Source organism: Lentzea indica (assembly GCF_012184385.1).
GTDB classification, from domain to species: Bacteria; Actinomycetota; Actinomycetes; order Mycobacteriales; family Pseudonocardiaceae; genus Lentzea; species Lentzea indica.
In genome coordinates, this window is record NZ_VSRL01000173.1 from 1 (window position 1) to 18,707 (window position 18,707).

Consider the following 18,707-nt stretch of genomic DNA (forward strand, 5'->3'; position numbering starts at 1 on the left):
GGTTCCGCACGGCGGCACGCCTCGTCCGGCTGGCGACCGGCTCGGCCTCCCGGTGCTGACGCTGGTGGACACGCCGGGTGCGGCCAACGACGAGGCCGCCGAGAAAGCGGGTGTGGGCGCTGCCATCGCGGACATGTTCACCGCCGTCGCGGCCGCGCGCGTGCCGGTGACGACACTGCTGATCGGTGAAGGCGGATCCGGTGGCGCACTTGCGTTCGCCGCGCCGGACCGGATGTGGGTGACGCCGGACGGCTACTTCGCGGTGATCTCGCCCGAGCTGGCGGCGGCGATCCTGAAACGGGATCCGTCGCAGGTGCGGGCGACCGCGGACCAGCTGCGGCTGCGGCCCCAGGACCTGGTCGAGCTGGGGATCGCCCGAGGGGTCGCGACAGGAATCGAGACCACGGATCAGGCGACGGCCAGGTAGCGGCGGCCCGGCGGTGTGATCGGGCTCGAAGCGACCTGTTGGGTGTGGTTACGCGCCTGTTGATGTTGAGTTGGCGGTACTTGCAGACGCCATCGGGGCCAGGTAGAGGTTCTAAGGCGTGGGCCGGTGCGGGTCGGCGTGGATGTGCGTGCGCATCCCCTGCGGGTCGAACAGGATGACCAGTTCGACGGCACCGCCGTCCGCGCTGCCCAGCCAGTGCGGCAACGACGTGTCGAACTCGGCGGCTTCGCCCGGCGGCAGCGTCAGGTCGAGGTCGTCGAGAATCAGCCGCAAGCGTCCATTGAGGACGTACAACCACTCGAAGCCGTCGTGCGTCTTCAAAGCCGGTTCAAGCGGTTCCTTCGTGGCGGGGATGAGCATCTTGAACGCCTGCACGCCGCCCGGCCGCCGGGACAGCGGCACGAACGTCATGCCGAACCGGTGGATCGGCGTGAGATGGATGCGTGGATCACCGGTGCGCGGCGCACCGACGAGGTCGTCCAACGGGACGTTGTAGGTGCGCGCCAGCGGTAGCAGCAGCTCCAGGGTGGCGCGGCGCTGCCCGCTCTCCAGCCGGGACAGGGTGCTCTCCGAGATGCCCGTCGTCGTCGACAGGTCGGCGAGGGTGATGCCGCGGTGACGGCGCAGCGCCCGAAGCCGGGGTCCCACGCCGTCGAGCACTTCCTCCGTTTCGCGGTTCACGAGGCGCCATCTTGCCAGATCGGCAAGTTTTCGTGCCAGAACGCGGTGAGGGTGCCAAGACTGGGCCCATGCGTGATCGTCCACCACCCCGCACCAGGAACAGCGAAACCGAGGTCCTGCGCGGATTTCTCGACTACCTGCGCGCCTCGGTCGTCGCCAAGGTCGAGGGCGCACCCGAACCGCAGGTCCGGACCGCGGCGGTGCCGTCGGGAACGACCCTGCTCGGCCTGCTCCACCACCTCACGTTCGTGGAGCGCGCGACGTTCCTCGGCGAACGCGTCCGTAACTGGAAGTCGACGTTCCGAACCACCGCGCCCGTCGACGAAGTCGTTGCCCGCTATCGGGAAACCGTCGGCAGAGCGAACGAGGTGCTCGACGGCCGAGACACGCAGAGCGTCCGCTGGGCGCTCGTCCACATGATCGAGGAGACCGGCCGCCACGCGGGCCACGCCGACATCCTTCGCGAACTGATCGACGGCACAACCGGCCGCTGACCCCGAGGACACCGATGAAACGCCTGCTGCTCGCCGTTCTTCTCCTGATCACGGCCTGCTCCACCGCCCAGGAAATCCCGCCGCACACCGTCGCCACCCACAACGATCCGGCTTTCCAAAGCTTCCGGCACGAGTTCACCGACGTCGACGGCGTCCGCATGCACTACGTGACCGGCGGCAGCGGCACCCCGGTCGTGCTGATCCACGGCTGGCCCCAGACCTGGTACGGCTGGTGGCCGATCATGCCCGAACTCGCCGAACACCACACCGTCTACGCCGTCGACCTGCCCGGCCTGGGCGACAGCACCGGTACGCCGAAGAGCTACGACAAGGCCACGCTGGCGCGATATGTCCACGCACTGACCAAGAAGCTCGATCTCCGTAACCCCGCGATCATCGGCCACGACCTCGGCGCCGCCGTCGCGTTCCAGTACGCCAGCCAGTTCCCCGCCGACACCGCTCGCCTCGGCTACCTCGACCTGCCACTACCGGGGCCTGGCATCGACGCGCGCACCTATCGCAGCCTCAGCTGGCACATCGCCTTCCACACCCAGCGTCAGGTCCCGGAAGCGGTGGTGGGCAACGACGTCCGCGAGTACCTCGCGCTGTTCTACCCGCAGGTCTCCTACCAGGGCACGGCGTTCGGCGGAACCTCGACGAAGTCCCCGTTCAGCGACGCCGAGATCGACGAGTACGCACGGACCTACAGCAGGCCAACGGCACTGCACGGCGGCTTCGAGCTGTACCGCGCCCTCGACCAGGACGTCCGCGACACCGAGACCGCGAAGCCGGTGCAGGTACCAACGCTGCTCATGGCCGCCCAGGGACAGGCCGACGCGATCCGGGGCACAGCGGCCCCGCGGATGACGAACATCGTGCGAGCGGTCGACGTACCGCAAGCAGGACACTGGCTCGTCGAGGAGAACCCTCGGTTCGTCACCGCGGAACTGCTGCGTTTCCTCAGGGAATGACCGGAACGCGGTCAGCCCACGGCAGCGCTTCCTCGAGCTGGGCCGCGAGCCGGATCAGCAGCGACTCGCCCGCGAGCGGCGCGACGAACTGGACGCCGAGCGGCAGGCCGTCCGCGGTCCAGTGCAGGGGCAACGAGATCGCGGGACGGCCGGTGATGTTCGCCAGCTGCGTGTACGGCACCCAGCCCAGGTTGTCCCTGATCATGTCGTCGACGAGCTTGGTGTGCCGCAGGAACCGGGCCGTGCGGGTCCTGAGCAGCGCGTCGGTGGCGCGCTGCAACGACACCGGCAGGTCGAACGCGCCGACCTTCGGCGGCGGGGTCGCCAGCGTCGGCGTCAGCAGAAGGTCGTAGGACTCGAAGAACGTGCTCAGGCGGCGGGTGTGCTCGTGCCGCCGCTGCACGGCGTCCATGTAGTCGACGCCGCTCGTGGCCCGTCCCAGCGCGGCCATGAGCAGCGTGTCGCGTTCGAACGCGATGTCAGGCGCACCGGTCAGGCGCTTGGCGTCTGCAACCTTCCACGCGACGTTGACGAACCACGTGAGCAGGAAGTCCTTGGCGAGCGCGGCGTCGTCGAACGGCGCCTGCGGCAGTTCCTCGACGTGGTGGCCGAGCTCGGTCAACACGCGGACGGCCGACGAGACGGCCGCGACCGCCTCCGGGTGCGGGTTCGGGTTGATCGCCGACGGCACCCGGACGCCGATCCGCAGCTGTCCCACCGGTTCACCGACGCACGAGGCGAACGACTCCGACGGCATGGCCGGCGAGTACGGCCCGGACGGCTCGCCGCCGCAGATGACGTCGAGCATCGCGGCCGTGTCACGCACCGTTCGCGACACGACGCCCTGCACCGCCGCGCCGTGCATCATCTCGGCGGTCTCCGGGCCGAACGGTGTGAGCCCGCGACCCGGCTTCAGCCCGACCAGGCCACAGCAGGCCGCCGGAATCCGGGTCGAGCCGCCGCCGTCGTTCGCACCGGCGCACGGCACGATGCCCGCCGCGACCGCCGCTGCCGAACCACCCGACGAACCGCCGGGGGTGCGCGACAGGTCCCACGGGTTGCGCGCGGGACCCCAGGCCAGCGACTCGCTGATCGCCTTCGCGCCGAACTCCGGCAGGTTGGTCTTCCCGAAGATCACCAGACCGGCGTCGATCCAGCGCTGGACCACGGTCGAGTGCGCGGCCACGCGATGCGCCATCAGCGACCGCGACCCGTTCGACGTCGGCAGGCCCGCGTAGTCCTGCCCGAGGTCCTTGATCAGGAACGGCACGCCGGCGAACGGACCGGTGAGATCGTCGCCGGGCTCGGCGGGGACGTCCCGGACGATCGCGTTGAGCCGCGGGTTCACCGCCGCGGCGCGTTCCCGCGCCGCAGCGAGCAGTTCGGCCGCGGACACCTGCTTGTCCGCGACGAGCCGGGCCAGCCCGGTCGCGTCGTACTTCCGGTACTCGTCGAAGTCCACGCGCTCAAGGTAACCGCTCGGCGACGATCATCCCGGTATCGAATTGCGGCGGCTGCTACCGTGGAAGAAGAGATCAACGCCCTCGAAGAGGAGCTCGACGTGCTGGTGGGTGAAGACGACATCTCCGGGTGAGCCCGCGAGGTGAGAGGCCATCGACCGCGATGGCCGTTCCGTCGTCCCCTTTTCCACTCGCGCGGGTGCTTCCGCGCGCGGCACATCCCGAGGTCTCACACCCATGTCCGACGCCTTCATCGTCGTCTCCACCCTGTCCTTCTCCTGGCCTGACGACACTCCCGTGTTCGACGGTCTGTCCGTCTCGGTGCCCGGCGGCCGCACCGGTCTCGTCGCCCCGAACGGCGCCGGCAAGTCGACGCTGCTCAAGCTCGTGGCGGGCGCGCTCACGCCAGCCGAGGGCAGCGTGTCCGTCGACGGCGTGCTCGGCTACCTCCCGCAGGACCTGCCGCTCACCGCCGGGCTGACCGTGGCCGAGGTGCTTGGCGTCGCGGACGTCCTGCGCGCCATCAGGCCGTCGAGTCCGGTGACGTCGGCGAGGAGCACTTCACCACCATCGGCAACGACTGGGACATCGAGGAACGCACCCGCGCCCAGCTCGACCGCCTCGGCCTCGGCGACCTCGCGCTCGACCGCGGGCTCGGCACGCTGAGCGGTGGGCAGGTCGTCTCGCTCGGTCTCGTGGCGCAGTTGCTCAGGCAGCCGGACGTGCTGCTGCTCGACGAACCGACCAACAACCTCGACCTGGACGCCCGCCACCGGCTCTACAGCGTGCTGGACGACTGGCGCGGCTGCCTGCTCGTCGTGAGCCACGACCGCGCGTTGCTCGACCGGATGGACCGGATCGCGGAGCTCGACGGCGGCGAGGTTCGGTTCTACGGCGGCAACTTCAGCTCCTACGAGGAGACGGTCGCCGCCGAGCGCGAGGTGGCGGAGAAGAACATCCGCAGCGCCGAGCAGGAGGTCAAGCGCGAGAAGCGGGAGATGCAGCAGGCACGCGAACGTGCCGCCCGCCGCACCTCGAACGCGCAGCGCAACCTGTCCAACGCGGGCCTGCCGAAGATCTTCGCCGGCACGATGAAACGCAACGCGCAGGAGTCCGCGGCCAAGGCGGACGGCACGCACGCGGCCAGGCTCAGCGCCGCTCGCGACAAGCTCGACAGGGCCGAGCGCGCGGTGAGGGACGAGCAGAAGATCAGCCTCGAACTGCCGCAGACCGCCGTTCCCGCCGGGCGCACGCTCTTCCTCGGCTCCGGCATCCGCGTACGGGAGCTGTTCGACGGCGTCGATCTGGCGATCCGCGGTCCGGAACGCATCGCACTCGCCGCTCCGAACGGAGCCGGCAAGTCGACGCTGCTGCGCGTCATCCACGGTTCGCTGGCGCCGGAGGGCGGTGAGGTGAAACGAGCGGACGGCCGCGTCGCCTTCCTGTCGCAGCGTCTGGACCTGCTCGACGACTCCCGCACTGTCGCCGAAAACCTGGCGGCGTTCGCCCCCGCGATGCCACCAGCGGACCGGATGAACCTGTTGGCGCGCTTCCTCTTCCGCGGCACGCGGGCACATCTGCCGGTCGGCGTGCTGTCCGGCGGCGAACGGCTGCGCGCCACGCTGGCGTGCGTCTTGTTCGCCGAACCCGCGCCGCAGCTGCTGTTGCTCGACGAACCCACGAACAACCTCGACCTGATCAGCGCGGGCCAGCTGGAAAGCGCTCTGAACGCGTATCGCGGCGCGTTCGTCGTCGTCAGCCACGACGAACGGTTCCTGAGCGAGGTGAAGATCGACCGCTGGCTGCGCCTGGACGGCGGCAAGCTGCTGGAGGCCGGCCGTGGCTGAGGCAGCACTCGTCGCGCACGAACTGGTGCGCGGGTTCGGTGGTCGTCGCGTGCTCGACGGGGTGTCGCTCACCGCGGCCCCCGGCAGGCGCATCGGCCTGATCGGCGACAACGGCGCGGGCAAGTCGACGTTGCTGCGCCTGCTCGCGGGCACCGACCAGCCCGACAGCGGCGTTGTACGGCGACCACCCGATCTGGGTTTCCTGCACCAGGAGATGCCGTTCCCGGAGTCCGCCACCGTCGCCGACGTCCTGGACGACGCACTGGCGGAGGCGCGGGAGGACCTGGCCGAACTGGACCGCCTGACTGCCCTGATCGCCGAGGGCGCCGACCTGCTCGCTGCCTACGCGGAACGACTCGAGCTCGCGCAACGGCACGAAGCCTGGGACGCGGACCGTCGCGCCGACATCGTCCTCAATGGACTGGGACTCGGTGATGTCGCTCGTGATCGGTCCCTCGGCTCGCTGTCCGGTGGCCAGCGCCGCCGCCTCGTGCTGGCCGCGCTGGTGGTCCGCAGGCCGTCCGCGTTGCTGCTCGACGAGCCGACCAACCACCTCGACGACGACGCGGCCGCGTTCCTGGAGGAACAGTTGCGCGGCCTGCCCGGCACCGTCGTGCTGGCGAGCCACGACCGCGCGTTCCTCGACGCGGTCTGCACCGACCTCGTCGATCTCGATCCCGCCGTGGACGGCCCGGTCCGGTTCGGTGGCACGTACAGCGAGTACGTGCGGCAGAAACGCGCTGATCGCTCCCGTTGGGAACGTCAGTACCTGGAGGAACAGGAGGAGCTCGCGGAGCTGCGCGAGTCGCTCGGCCTGATCGCCGGCCGCGTCGCACCGAACCGGACCATGCGCGACAGCGACAAGATGGGCTACGGCGTGCGGGCCAACCGCGTGCAGAGCCAGATCTCCCGCCGCGTCCGCAACGCCACGCGACGCCTCGAAGACCTGGAACGCTCCAGCGTGCCCGCTCCCCCGCGCCCGTTGCGGTTCGAGCCGTCCGAGCTGACGTCGTTGACCGACCTTCTGGTGTCACTGCGGGAAGTCCGGGTTCCAGGACGCCTCACGCTCGACTTCCTCGACGTGCGCGACGGCGACCGGCTGCTCGTGACCGGCCCCAACGGCGCCGGCAAGTCGACCCTGCTGCTCGCGCTGGCCGGGCGGCTGGACGTGCCGGGAGTGCGACGGCACCCCGATCTCCAGGTCGGACTCCTCGACCAGGACACGTCGTTCGCGAACCCCCGCCTCACCGCGCGAGGCACCTACGGCAGGGCGCTCGGTGCCGAACGGGTCGCGCAGGTGCCGCTGGAGTCGCTGGGCTTGCTGCACCGGTGGGACCTGGGCAAGCCGGTCGGCACGTTGTCGGTGGGCCAGCAGCGCCGCCTCGCGCTCGCACTGCTCGTGGCCTCGCCGCCGCACCTGCTGCTGCTCGACGAGCCGACCAACCACCTGTCACCCACGTTGTGCGACGAGCTGGAGGACGCACTGGGGCCAGGACCTGGGGCGATCGTGCTCGCGAGCCACGACCGGTGGCTGCGGGGGCGCTGGCGGGGAGCGGAGATCGAACTTCAGCGGTGAACCGTGTCGAAATGGCGTCAGCAGCTTCGACATGGCTGTGCAAGGAACGAAACCCGCACACCACGGAGGACAAACCATGACCGGACGCCCGCCCGTCGTCGACCTCGCCACCTGGCAGAAGGCCCGCGACGAGCTCCTGGTCCGCGAGAAAGCCCACACCCGCGAGGGCGACGCGATCGCCGCCGCCCGCCGCCGGCTGCCGATGGTGGAGTTCGACGGGAAGGTGGAGGTCGTCGGTCCCGATGGCGCTGTGCCGTTCGTGGACCTGTTCCAGGGCCGCGACGAGCTCGTGGTCTACAAGCACATGTGGCACGACGGCGCACCGCACCAGGGTCAGTGCGAGGGCTGCACCCACGTGCCTTGGCACTTCGCCGACGCCGCCTATCTCAACGCCCGCGGTGTCTCGTTCGCGATCCTGACGGTCGGCCGCTGGGAGGAGGTGGCCCCGTTCGTCGAGTTCATGGGTTACACCCAGCCCTGGTACTCGGTGCGCGGTGTGGAGGGGCCGGCCGGTGGCGAGATGGGGTACTTCGCCAGCTATCTGCGCGACGGTGACCGCTCGTTCTTGACCTACTCCACGACTGGCCGTGGCACCGAGTTGGTCAACGGGTCGCTGGCTCTGCTCGACATCACACCGTACGGGCGCCGCGAAAAGTGGGAGGACAACCCCGAGGGCTGGCCCGAGGGGCACGATGCCTGCTGGTTCTGGCGGACGGACGCGGACGGCAACCCCACCTGGGGCGAGACCGGGCGACCCGCGCCGCAGTGGACGCGGCCCGGCGCGGGTCCGGTGGAAACGCTGGGCAGGCAGAGCCACTGCCACTGATCAACGGGTCGCAGTAGCGAGGACGCGGCGCAGTCCGTCGAAGGTCGGCAGGACTCGCCGCGCCTCCTCCCGCATCGACCCCATGGCGGGGTCGCCGGGCGCGTCGACGGCGAGCGCCTCCTCCCACATCCGCCTCTCGATCGCCCGCCATTCCGGCTTCTCCACGACCTTCACGTCGGCGAACCCCGCCAGGGGAAGCTGCGCGGCCAGGTCCATCTCGCGCATCCGCGCCGGCAGCCGCTCGTCGCCGGGATCGACCGCTTCCCAGCACGTGATCACCAGGCGTCCACCTGGCCGGAGAACCCGGAAGCACTCCTTCATCGCGGCCGGCTTCGGTTCGGCGAACTGCATGGCGTCGACGACGAGCACCGCGTCCACCGACCTCGGGTGAAGGCCGGTGGCGGTCAGCGTGCCCACCCGGAAGTCGGCGTCCCGGGCGCGCTGCCTGGCCTGCGCGATCGCGACGGCCGAGAAGTCCACCCCGACGAGCCGGCACCCGGTGCGCCGTGCGATCTCCAGCCCGTACCCGCCACGACCGCACGCCAGGTCCAGCAGGACGTGCCCGGCACGCACGTCGAGCGCCGTCACGACCTCCGCAAGCCCTGCCCCGCCCAGCAGACTGGTCGACTCCAGGTCAGCGGGAAGGTCGAGCACGCGCCGCACGAGCTCATCGGCGATCGGCGACTCGCCACGGTCGGCGTACCAGCGGTCGAAGTCCTCAGCGCTCGTCACCCGTTGACCATGCCACAACGAGCCGATTCGTTTGATCCCGGCGACGGGCGACTGGTCGACCGTGCCCCGTGAAGATCCGTTCCACGACCGATCGGGACCTCGACGTCCTCGTGATGGACGTGCGCGACCTCGGTTCGGTGTACCTTGGCGGCACCGAGCCCAGCACGCTCATCAGGGCCGGGCACATCCGGGCACGCAGTGCCGAAGCGGCAGAAGAGGCTGACGCTCTGTTCCGCGCCGAACGCCCTCCGCATTGCCTGCACTGGTTCTGATCGACATCTGGACCAAAGTATGACGGCGCGTTAGGCCCAGGTATGACGACGGGCGAACGCGCGCGTCGTTATTGTCCGTTCCGGTGGTCATCAGCATCCACATCACCCCTTTTCCGCCGAAGGGACAGCCGCCTCATGAGGGAAGTTCTGCAGTCAGCGACAGACGTCCGGTCCCGCGTGACGGGATGGATGGGGCGGCGGTTCCTCGCGCACCTCAGCAAGACCGGGTTCGACCTCGGGTCGTCCTGGTTCGTGCCCTCGCGGGTGCTGGCGCCACTGCGGCGCAACGGGCTGAACCCCGTACCGGAGCTGGCGCGGATGCAGGCCAACGGGCCGGTGACGCGGCTGCCGCTGCCGGTCACCGTGTGGCTGGTGACGGGCTACGAGGCGTCGAAGCGGGTGCTGGTGGACGCCGAGGCGTTCAGCAACGACTTCGGCCACTTCAGGGAGATGGGCCTGTTCGCGGACGAGGCGCCGGGCGGGCTGGGGTTCAGCGACCCTCCGGAGCACACGCGGCTGCGGAAGGTGCTGACGCCGGAGTTCACCATGCGGCGGCTCTCCCGGCTCATCCCGCGCATCGAAGCCATCGTGGCGGACCAGCTCGACCTGATGTCCATGAAGGACGGCCCGGTCGACCTCGTCGAGGACTTCGCGATGCCCGTGCCGGCGTTCACGATCTGCGAGCTGCTGGGTGTGCCCGCGAGCGAGCGCGAGGAGTTCCAGCGGCGCAGCATGGCACGCTTCGACCTGGGAGGGGCGGCCACCACGTCGTTGTCCGCCGTGTCGGAGTCCATCGTCTACTTCCGCGAGCTGGTGCGCGCCCAGCGCAAGGCTCCCAACGACGGTCTGCTCGGCGAGCTGATCCGCAAGCACGGCGACGAGCTGGACGACGACGAGCTCGCCGGCCTGGCCGACGGGCTGCTCACCGGCGGGTTCGAGACGACGGCGAGCATGATCTCGCTCGGCACGCTCGCGATGCTGCGCTCCCCCGACCTGCTCGCCCGCGTGCGCGACGACGACGAGGCCGTGGGCGGAGTGGTCGACGAACTGCTGCGCCACCAGTCCGTCGTGCAGGTGGCGTTCCTCCGCATCGCGCGCAAGGACGTGGACATCGCCGGAACGAAGGTGCGCGCGGGCGACATCGTCGCGTGCTCGCTGTCGCAGGCCAACCGCGACCCGAGCGTCTACTCCACACCGGACGACATCCTCCCGGAACGGTCCGCGGGCCAGCACCTCGCGTTCGGCTACGGCGCGCACCGCTGCATCGGCGCCGAACTCGCCAAGATGGAGCTGCGGATCGCCTACCCGGCGCTCGTCCGCCGGTTCCCCGAGATGCGACTCGCCGTCGAGCCGGGTGACCTGTCGTTCCGCAAGCTCTCGATCGTCTACGGACTGCACTCCCTGCCGATCCACCTGGGCAAACACACCAGCCCGATCCAGCCGGGTCTGTGACAGAAGCTGATCGCACCCGAAAACGGCCACCCTGGTTTCAGGTGGCCGTTTTCCGGTCACTCGCGTAGTCCGATGGTGTCGATGGGCTTGGCGCGCAACGACATCCGCGTCGACACCGCGATCGACACCACCCCGAGCAGCGATGCCCCGGCGACCACGCCCAGGTACACCCAGATCGGTCCGGCGGGCAGCGGGACACCGGTGAGGCCGATCGCCAGCAGGCTCAGCGGGACCACGGCGACCAGGGAGCCCAGCACCGCGGCGAGCCCGACCGTCAGCAGCGCCTCCGCCCGCATCATCCGCACCACCTGCCTTCGTCCGGTGCCGACCAGGCGCAGCAGGGCGAACTCGCGGCGCCGTGCCGCTGTGGACATCACGAGCGTGTTCGACACCGAGATCGCGACGTAGCCGAGGATCACGCCGACGGCGACCAGGTTGAGCAGGAACTGGGTCCGCTGGTCCCCCTGGTCCTGCGCGGCCACGCGTTCGGTCACGGTCAGGCCCGGATACCGGCTGGTCAGGTCCCGCAGTGCCGCCGCGGCCGCGGAGTTCACGAGCACGGCGCTGTCCATCCCGGCGCTGGTGTGGGCACGGGCGTCGGCCGAGGACAGCACGTAGTCGCCGAACGCGAGGTCGTGCCGGTAGGTCGCGACCACGCGCAGACGGGCGGGCTGACCGTCGGCGAACCAGAAGTCCACCGTGTCCCCGACCTTCTTGTCCTCCCAGGAGGCGTGCGCCTCGCTCAACGCCACCGTGCCCGCGGTGAGGTCGGCGAGGGTGCCGGAGGCGACGTCGAGGTCGACCATGCCGCCGGCCGTCGCGTCGAGTCCGTTGGCCGGCCTGCGCTGCACTTCGACGCTGTCACCGGTCTCGCTGGCGGTGATCACCTGAGTGCGCACCAACGACGTCGCGCTCACACCGGGGATCTCACGTACAGCAGAGGAGATCTCGGCGGGCACACCCACCACACCGGTGATGACGTGGTCGGCGGTGATCGACCGTGCCGTTTCCTGCTGCACGGCGGCGGTGAGCGTCGTCTGGCTGTAGTAGTTCACCACGGCGAACCCGATGGCCAGCATCAACGGCGTCACGGCTGCCGCGAGCCTCCTGGAGTTCTTGAGCACGTTCGCGGACGCCAGGTAGCCGCTCACGCCGGAGAACCTGCTCAACGCCGGTGCGATCAACCGGACCGCGCCGCCCACCACCCGCGGTCCCACCAGGGTCAGGCCGATGATCAGCACGAGCGCCGCCATCACCGACATCGCCGCACCGAGCTGCCCGCGGATGAACAACGGCAACGTGGTCGCACCGAGGCCGATCGCCATGACGACCCAGCCGATGGTCAGGCGGATCCGGCCGAGGTCCTTGCGTTGCACCGCGGCCTCCCCCAGCGCCTCGACCGGGTTGATCGACGACGGACGCCGCGACGCACTCCACGCGGCCAGCCTCGCGGCGCCGATGCCGATCAACAGCGCGACGACCAGCGGAATCGGGCTGATCGAGAGGGCGAAGTCCGCGGGAACCACGCCGATGGCCGCGAAAGCGCCGCGCAGCCCGTGGCTGACCGCGATGCCCAGCAGGCTGCCGATCACACCGGCGACCACGGACACGACCGTCGTCTCGACGCCGATCAGCTTGCGGATCTGGCGCGGTGTCGCGCCGACGGCGCGCAGCAGGGCGAACTCGCGGCGGCGTTGCTCGACGGTCAGTGCGAGGGTGCTGGCCACCACGAAGATCGCCACCAGGACCGCGTATCCGCCGAACGAGCCGGCCAGGATCGCGAGGATCGACTTGGTCTGGCTCACGTCGTCGAACTCGGCCGCGCTGCGGTCGCGCCCGACGACACCGTCACGTGGTCGTTCGCGAGCACGTCCTCGAGCCGGTCCGCATCGGCTCCCAGCACGCCGATCGCGGTCACCTGGCCAGGTCGCCCGGCGAGCTCGGCCGCCTTGGCGTCGCTGAAGAACAGCGACGCTTGGCGCGGTGTCCCGGAAGCCTCGGCAACACCGACAACTCGGTAGCTGACCGGAGCCGAGCGGGTCATGACCCGCACCTCGCCGCCGACCCAGGTCCCCGCCGCGGCGGCGAGCGCCGGGTCCAGGACCACCTCGTCGTTCGTCCTGGGAGCGCTCCCCTCCATCAGCGTGAAGGGCGCCAGCTGGGCGGATTCCCAGTTGTGGCCGAAGGACGGCTTGTCCGCGAGGGGTTGCCCGTCGGGTCCGATCACGACGGCTGCGAACGTCTGCTCCGCGATCGCTGACCGCACACCGGGCACCGCCGCGATCTTGCTGACCAGCGATGCCCGGATCGTCGGCTGCTCCGCGGCGTGCTCGAACGCCAGGACGTCACCGCCGGGCGGGCGCACGATCCGATCACCGGTGACCACCACGTCAGTGGCCGCGTAGCGCTGCGTCGGCACACCGCCGCGCAAACCGGACTCCATGAGGATTCCGCAGGCCGCGACGAGCGCGGTGCCGCACAGGATGGCGACGAAAGCGCCGATGAACCCGCCGGTGCGGGCTTTGACGGTCTGCCAGGCGAGGCTCAGCACGGCTCACCACTCCCCGAGATGCGTCATGCGCTCCGCGACCTTCTCCGGCGTCGGCGAGACCAGTTCGCCGGCCAGCCTTCCGTCGGCCAGGAACAGCACGCTGTGCGCCGCAGACGCGGCGACCGGGTCGTGCGTGACCATCAGCACCGTCTGTCCCATCTCGTCCACAATGGACCGCAACAGCGTCAGGACCTGGTGCGCGGTACGAGAGTCCAGCGCCCCGGTCGGTTCGTCCGCCAGCACGACCTCGGGCCGCGACACCAGCGCGCGAGCGATCGCGACCCGTTGCTGCTGACCACCGGACAGCTCGGCGGGATGCCGGTCGAGCCGCCCGTCGAGCCCGACCCTGCCCACGATCTCGCGCAGCCATCCCCGGTCGGCGGTGCGACCGGCCAGGCGCAACGGCAGGGTGATGTTCTGCTGGACGGTCAGCGACGGCAGCAGGTTGTAGGCCTGGAAGACGAACCCGATCCGGTCGCGGCGCACCTTCGTCAGCGCCGCCTCCTTCAGCCCGCCGAGGTCGGTGTCGCCCAGCAGCACGCGGCCGGACGTCGGCCGGTCCATGCCCGACGCGCAGTGCAGGAACGTGCTCTTGCCCGAGCCGGACGGTCCCATCACCGCGGTGAAGGTGCCCCGCCGGATGCCCACGGTCACCTCGTCCAACGCCGTGACCGCGCCCCCACCCGAGCCGTACACCTTCCGCACCGCCTGCAACGACAGGGCGTCTGCCCTCATCACGTTCTCCTTGGCTCGCAACGACTTCCAGGAAGAACGTAGTTTCGAAAGGCCGCGCGGAACGATCACGCAGGCTGCCCTGACGGAGGTAGAGCCTGCTCCACCTCCGCAGCGGGTTCGTCGGGGCGGACAGATCCGGTCGGGCAGATTCGTCGGCCGCGACGAGGTGGCGGCAGGGGCGCCGACCCTAGCGTTGCCGGTGACCGGAGTCACGTCGACGTGGATGAGGCGCGGATGTCCAAGCTGAGCGAGATCAACGACTGGCTGCAGGAGAACCTCCCGCGGCTGGCGGCCGAGTACGAGGTGCCGGGCGCCACCGCAGCCGTCACCGTCGGCGACGAGGTGGTCGAAGCCGCCGCCGGTGTGCTGAACAAGAACACCGGTGTCGAGACGACGACCGACTCGCTGTTCCAGATCGGGTCGATCACCAAGGTGTGGACGACGACGCTCGCGATGCAGCTCGTCGACGAGGACCTGCTCGACCTCGACGCGCCGGTGCGCGACTACCTGCCTGACTTCCGCATCGGCGACGAGGACGCCGCCTCGCGCATCACGGTGCGCCAGCTCATGTGCCACACGTCCGGCTTCGAGGGCGACCTGTTCACCGACACCGGCCGCGGTGACGACTGCGTGGAGAAGTACGTCGCCACGTTGCACGACACTCCCCAGCTCTTCGCACCCGGCGAGATGTTCAGCTACAACAACGCCGGCTACTGCGTGCTCGGCCGGATCGTGGAAGTCATGCGCGGCAAGTCCTACGACGACTGCCTGCGCGAGCACCTGTTCGGCCCGCTCGGACTCACCCACGCCGCCGCCAGCGCCTACGAGGCGATCATGTTCCGCGCGGCGGTCGGGCACCTCACCCCCGACCCGGAGGCCGGCCCGCAGGTGGCCCCGGTCTGGGCGCTCGTGCGGTCCAACGCCCCGGCCGGCTCGATGCTCGCGATGTCGGCACGCGACCTGCTGACGTTCGCGCGGATGCACATGAACGGCGGAGCGGAAGTGCTCTCGGCGGCGAGCGTCCAGGCGATGCAGGAGGTTCAGGCGAAGGTGCCGGACCTGGCGCTGATGGGCGACTCCTGGGGCCTGGGCTGGGAGCTGTTCCACTATCCACAAGCGACGGTCATCGGTCACGACGGCGGCACGATCGGCCAGAACGCCTTCCTGCGCCTGGTTCCCGAGCACGGCGTCGCGGTCGCGTTGCTGACCAACGGCGGCAAGACGATCGACCTCTACCAGGCGATCTTCCGGCACGTGCTGCGCGAGCTCGCCGGTGTCGAACTGCCCGCGATGCCGCAGCCCGCCACGGAACCGGAACCCGTCGACGGCAAGCGGTTCACGGGTGTCTACGTGTCGTCGGTGGGCGAGCGCGTGGTCACGCAGGACGCGGACGGCCGGATCTGGATGGAGGTCGTACCCAAGGGCATCATGGCCGAGCTCAGCCCGGAGTCCGCCGGCAGGACCGAGCTGGTGCCGTGGCGCGACGACACGCTCGTCGCCGCGGAACCGGTGCTCGGGATCCACATGCCGCACGCGTTCGTCGGCGACGACGGACAAGGCCGGGCGCTCTTCCTGCACACCGGCCGCGCCGACCGGCGAGTCACGCAGTGATCGCCGAGGGGATCGCCGAGGTGTTCGCCGAGGTGTTCGCCGAGGTGTTCGCCGAGGGGTCCGTCCACGCCCGCGAGGTCGGCGTGGAGAACGGTCCCGAGTTCGCGTTCGGCGCGGACGATCAGGTGGTGCTGGCGTCGGTGTTCAAGATCCCGGTCGCCGTCGCCTACGCGGCTGAAGTGGCCGCGGGACGGCTGGACGAGACCGAGCGGACGCGGGTCACCTCCCGCTACCGCATCGGCGGGATCGGCACCGCCGGGTGCGCCGACGACGTCGAGATGAGCTGGCGCGACCTCGCGTTGTTCATGATGACGATGAGCGACAACGCCGCGACGGACGTCATCTTCCACCGCGTGGGCCAGGCCGCGGTGGACAAGGTTCTCGCGAACCTCGGCCTGCACCGCACCCGGATCCTGGGCTGCTGCGAGGACCTCTTCGCCTCGATGTCCGCGGACCTGGCCATGACTCCGCTGGAGGCGGAGGAAGCACTCGGCGCTCCGACGTGGGAACTGATCCGTGCACTGGCCATTGTGGACCCCGAGCGCACCACTTCCTCGACACCGAGGGAGATCACCTCTCTGCTGGACGCCATCTGGACCGACCGCGCGGCCGCTCCCGAGGCGTGCGAACGGGTTCGCGCGATCATGGCCCAGCAGATCTGGCCGCACCGGCTCGGCTCCGGCTTCCCCGCCGACGTCATGGTCGCCGCCAAGACCGGCACGCTGCCGAGCGTGCGCAACGAGGCCGGCGTCGTCACCTACCCGGACGGCCGCAGCTACGCCGTCGCGGTGTTCACCCGTGCGCAGTCGCTCGACCTCCGCCAGCCCGCCGTCGACGCGGTGATCGGCGCGCCGGACGCCTCGCCGTCGACCACCTCCGGAGCACATCATGAAACGTGCGGTAGCGCTGCTGGGAGCCGTCGTGCTGGCCGGTTGCGGAGCCTCGGGAGAGCCCGGTTCCGGCAACCAGAACCTGGCCGACGGCAAGACGTTCACGATGTCGATCGGCGCGGATCCCGGCACCCTCGACCCCGCGCTCACGGTCCTGTCCGCTGCCCGCTCTGTCGGCCGGTTCCTCTACGGCAGGCTGATCGAGCGCACCGCCAGCGGTGAGGTCGTCGCCGGTCTCGCGGAGAAGTGGGACGCGACGACCACGACGGCGACCTTCACGTTGCGCCAGGGCGTCACGTGCTCCGACGGCGCGCGCTCACCGCGGAGGACGTCGCCGCGAACATCAGGTTCATCGGCGACCCGCGGAACAAGTCGCCGCTGGCCGGAGTCCAGGTCGCCCCCGGCACCTCGGCGACCGCGGACGAGGCGGCCCGCACCGTCACGGTGACCAGCGGGGCGCCGGACGCGTTCCTGCTGACCAACGTCGGCACGCTGCCGATCGTGTGCGCCAAGGGGATGAACGACCGCGCGTTGCTCACCAAGGGCGAGCAGGGCACCGGCATGTTCACCATCTCCGAGATCGTGCCGAACGACCACTACACGTTGGTGCGGCGCAAGGACTTCGCGTGGGGACCCGGTGACTGGCAGCCGAACCAGCAGGGCCTGCCGGACAAGGTCGTGATCAGGGTGATCGCGAACGAGACCACCGCGGTGAACCTGTTGCTGTCCGGGCAGCTCACCGCGGCGACGGTCGCGGGCCCCGACCAGGAACGCCTGCAAGCGCAGAAACTCGCCCACGTCGACTCCGCGACACCGTTGGGAACGCTGACGTTCAACCACGCCGACGGGCGTCCTGGCCAGGATCCGGCCGTGCGCCGCGCACTCGTGCAGGCACTCGACCTCGCGCAGGCGGGCAAGGTGCTGACCAACGGCAAGGGCAGGCCGTCGAAGGGTCTGGTGACCATCGAACCGAGGCCCTGCACCGGCGACAACGTCACCCCGAACCTGCCTCCGCACGACAAGGCCGCGGCGGCGTCCGCGCTCGACACCGCGGGGTGGCGGGCAGGACCGGACGGCACGCGGGCCAAGGACGGCAAGCCGCTGTCGGTCAAGCTGCTCCAGCCGACCGTCGCCGGTCCGACGCTGACCGCGACCGCCGAGCTGATCCAGCAGGCGTGGCAGGGAATCGGCGTCAAGGTGGAGATCCAGCCCGTCGACTCCGCCGGCATCAACCAGACGTTGTTCGGCACCGGCGCGTGGGACGTGTCGATGGTGCCCGTGACCTTGTCGCTGCCCAGCCAGCTGGTGCCGTTCGCGTCAGGGCCGGTGCCGCCGCAGGGCGTGAACTTCAGCCACATCCGCAACGCGACGTTCGAGGAGGAGTCCAAGCAGGCCGCGACGATGGCGGGCACGGCGGGCTGTGAGCACTGGGAGAAGGCGGAGGCCGCGCTGGTCAAGGACACAGACCTGGTGCCCTACTTCGACGCGGTGATCCCCACCTTCGTCAAGGGCGCGCGGTTCACCGTCAGCGACAGCATCGATCCGACGTCGATCCGGATGTTCGCTTCATGATCACCGCGGAACGGGTGCGGGGCAGCGCGTGGCTGCCCTTCGCCCGGCGCAGAGCGGTGCGGTTCCTGACCTCGCTGTGGGTGCTCGTCACCGCGGCGTTCCTGATGATCCACCTGATCCCCGGTGATCCGGTGCGCGAGACGCTCGGCCTCACCGCACCACCGGAGGTCGTCGCCGCTCGCCGGGCCGCGCTGGGGCTCGACGATCCGTTGCCCGTGCAGTACTGGCACTACCTGACCGGCCTGTTCCGCGGCGAGTTCGGCACCTCGCTGGTGAGCGGCACGCCGGTGGCGGACCTGATCGGCGACAGGTTGCCGGCGACCGTGCAGCTCGCGGTTCTCGCGTTCCTGGTCGTGATCGTCGTGGCGGTGCCGGTCGGTGTCGTGATGGCGGTGCTGACGAAGGGCGGCCGCCGCCGCGGTGGCGAGCTCGCGTTCACCTCGACGAGTGTCGTGCTCGCGGCGATTCCGGAGTTCCTGCTCGCGGTGGGGCTGGTGAGCCTCTTCGCCGTGCAGCTGGGGCTGCTGCCGGTCGCGGGCAACGACGCGCCCGGCTCGTGGGTGCTGCCGGTGCTGGCGCTCGCGACCGG

General features: G+C 70.2%; 16 protein-coding genes and 2 pseudogenes. 12 read left to right on the forward strand and 6 right to left on the reverse strand.

Annotated elements, in window-relative coordinates; translation table 11 throughout:
- Positions 1 to 427: pseudogene (locus tag FXN61_RS33995) on the forward strand (carboxyl transferase domain-containing protein); the annotation flags it as partial.
- Positions 428 to 538: 111 nt separating this feature from the next.
- Here the strand turns inward: FXN61_RS33995 and FXN61_RS34000 are convergent.
- Positions 539 to 1,129 (reverse strand): helix-turn-helix domain-containing protein, encoded by a 591-nt coding sequence (locus tag FXN61_RS34000; protein WP_167978055.1) that lies wholly within the window; start codon positions 1,127 to 1,129, stop codon positions 539 to 541.
- 68 nt (positions 1,130 to 1,197) lie between these two features.
- Between FXN61_RS34000 and FXN61_RS34005 the strand changes: the two genes are divergently transcribed.
- Both FXN61_RS34005 and FXN61_RS34010 read left to right on the forward strand, forming a co-directional pair.
- Positions 1,198 to 1,623, forward strand: coding sequence for a mycothiol transferase (locus FXN61_RS34005; protein ID WP_167978056.1), 426 nt, complete (start codon positions 1,198 to 1,200; stop codon positions 1,621 to 1,623).
- 14 nt (positions 1,624 to 1,637) lie between these two features.
- Positions 1,638 to 2,594: an alpha/beta fold hydrolase gene (locus FXN61_RS34010; RefSeq protein WP_167978057.1), complete on the forward strand. Its 957-nt coding sequence runs from the start codon at positions 1,638 to 1,640 to the stop codon at positions 2,592 to 2,594.
- On the opposite strand, the gene FXN61_RS34015 is transcribed toward FXN61_RS34010, so the two are convergent.
- Positions 2,584 to 4,056, reverse strand: a complete 1,473-nt coding sequence (locus FXN61_RS34015) for an amidase (RefSeq protein ID WP_167978058.1) — start codon at positions 4,054 to 4,056, stop codon at positions 2,584 to 2,586. The two genes, FXN61_RS34010 and FXN61_RS34015, sit on opposite strands and share 11 nt — an antisense overlap.
- A gap of 235 nt (positions 4,057 to 4,291) precedes the next feature.
- Between FXN61_RS34015 and FXN61_RS34020 the strand changes: the two are divergent.
- The 3 genes and pseudogenes from FXN61_RS34020 to FXN61_RS34030 all read left to right on the forward strand — a co-directional run bounded on the left by FXN61_RS34020 (position 4,292) and on the right by FXN61_RS34030 (position 8,303).
- Positions 4,292 to 5,901 (forward strand): annotated as a pseudogene (locus FXN61_RS34020) (ABC-F family ATP-binding cassette domain-containing protein).
- Positions 5,894 to 7,477: an ABC-F family ATP-binding cassette domain-containing protein gene (locus FXN61_RS34025; protein WP_167978059.1), complete on the forward strand. Its 1,584-nt coding sequence runs from the start codon at positions 5,894 to 5,896 to the stop codon at positions 7,475 to 7,477. Before FXN61_RS34020 ends, FXN61_RS34025 begins: the two are co-directional and overlap by 8 nt.
- A 76-nt stretch (positions 7,478 to 7,553) precedes the next feature.
- On the forward strand, positions 7,554 to 8,303 hold the full coding sequence (locus FXN61_RS34030; RefSeq protein WP_167978060.1) for a DUF899 family protein: 750 nt from the start codon (positions 7,554 to 7,556) through the stop codon (positions 8,301 to 8,303).
- On the opposite strand, the gene FXN61_RS34035 is transcribed toward FXN61_RS34030, so the two are convergent.
- Entirely contained in the window at positions 8,304 to 9,035 is a 732-nt protein-coding gene (locus tag FXN61_RS34035) for a class I SAM-dependent methyltransferase (protein WP_167978061.1), read from the reverse strand. It abuts the gene before it with no gap.
- A 68-nt stretch (positions 9,036 to 9,103) separates the two neighbouring features.
- Between FXN61_RS34035 and FXN61_RS34040 the strand changes: the two genes are divergently transcribed.
- Positions 9,104 to 9,307, forward strand: coding sequence for a sterol carrier protein domain-containing protein (locus FXN61_RS34040; RefSeq protein ID WP_312878189.1), 204 nt, complete (start codon positions 9,104 to 9,106; stop codon positions 9,305 to 9,307).
- A gap of 135 nt (positions 9,308 to 9,442) precedes the next feature.
- A complete protein-coding gene (locus FXN61_RS34045; protein WP_167978062.1) occupies positions 9,443 to 10,759 on the forward strand; it encodes a cytochrome P450 in 1,317 nt (438 codons plus the stop codon).
- 56 nt (positions 10,760 to 10,815) lie between these two features.
- On the opposite strand, the gene FXN61_RS34050 is transcribed toward FXN61_RS34045, so the two are convergent.
- Genes FXN61_RS34050 through FXN61_RS34055 form a run of 3 tightly spaced genes read right to left on the reverse strand, consistent with a single transcriptional unit; the run spans position 10,816 to position 14,045 of the window.
- The gene (locus FXN61_RS34050) at positions 10,816 to 12,564 is read right to left on the reverse strand and encodes an FtsX-like permease family protein (RefSeq protein WP_312878190.1); all 1,749 of its coding nucleotides are present in this window, start codon (positions 12,562 to 12,564) and stop codon (positions 10,816 to 10,818) included.
- Positions 12,561 to 13,310, reverse strand: coding sequence for an ABC transporter permease family protein (locus FXN61_RS55825; protein ID WP_312878191.1), 750 nt, complete (start codon positions 13,308 to 13,310; stop codon positions 12,561 to 12,563). Before FXN61_RS55825 ends, FXN61_RS34050 begins: the two co-directional genes overlap by 4 nt.
- A 3-nt stretch (positions 13,311 to 13,313) precedes the next feature.
- Complete coding sequence (locus FXN61_RS34055) at positions 13,314 to 14,045, reverse strand: ABC transporter ATP-binding protein (protein WP_167978063.1); 732 nt, start codon at positions 14,043 to 14,045, stop codon at positions 13,314 to 13,316.
- 234 nt (positions 14,046 to 14,279) lie between these two features.
- Between FXN61_RS34055 and FXN61_RS34060 the strand changes: the two genes are divergently transcribed.
- The 4 genes from FXN61_RS34060 to FXN61_RS34075 all read left to right on the forward strand — a co-directional run.
- Positions 14,280 to 15,656: a serine hydrolase domain-containing protein gene (locus FXN61_RS34060; protein WP_167978064.1), complete on the forward strand. Its 1,377-nt coding sequence runs from the start codon at positions 14,280 to 14,282 to the stop codon at positions 15,654 to 15,656.
- Entirely contained in the window at positions 15,653 to 16,768 is a 1,116-nt protein-coding gene (locus FXN61_RS34065; RefSeq protein WP_312878192.1) for a serine hydrolase, read from the forward strand. Before FXN61_RS34060 ends, FXN61_RS34065 begins: the two co-directional genes overlap by 4 nt.
- 75 nt (positions 16,769 to 16,843) lie before the next feature.
- Complete coding sequence (locus FXN61_RS34070) at positions 16,844 to 18,118, forward strand: ABC transporter substrate-binding protein (protein ID WP_312878193.1); 1,275 nt, start codon at positions 16,844 to 16,846, stop codon at positions 18,116 to 18,118.
- The coding region (locus FXN61_RS34075; RefSeq protein WP_167978065.1) for an ABC transporter permease at positions 18,115 to 18,707 on the forward strand (593 nt) is incomplete at its 3' end. The genes FXN61_RS34070 and FXN61_RS34075, both read left to right, overlap by 4 nt.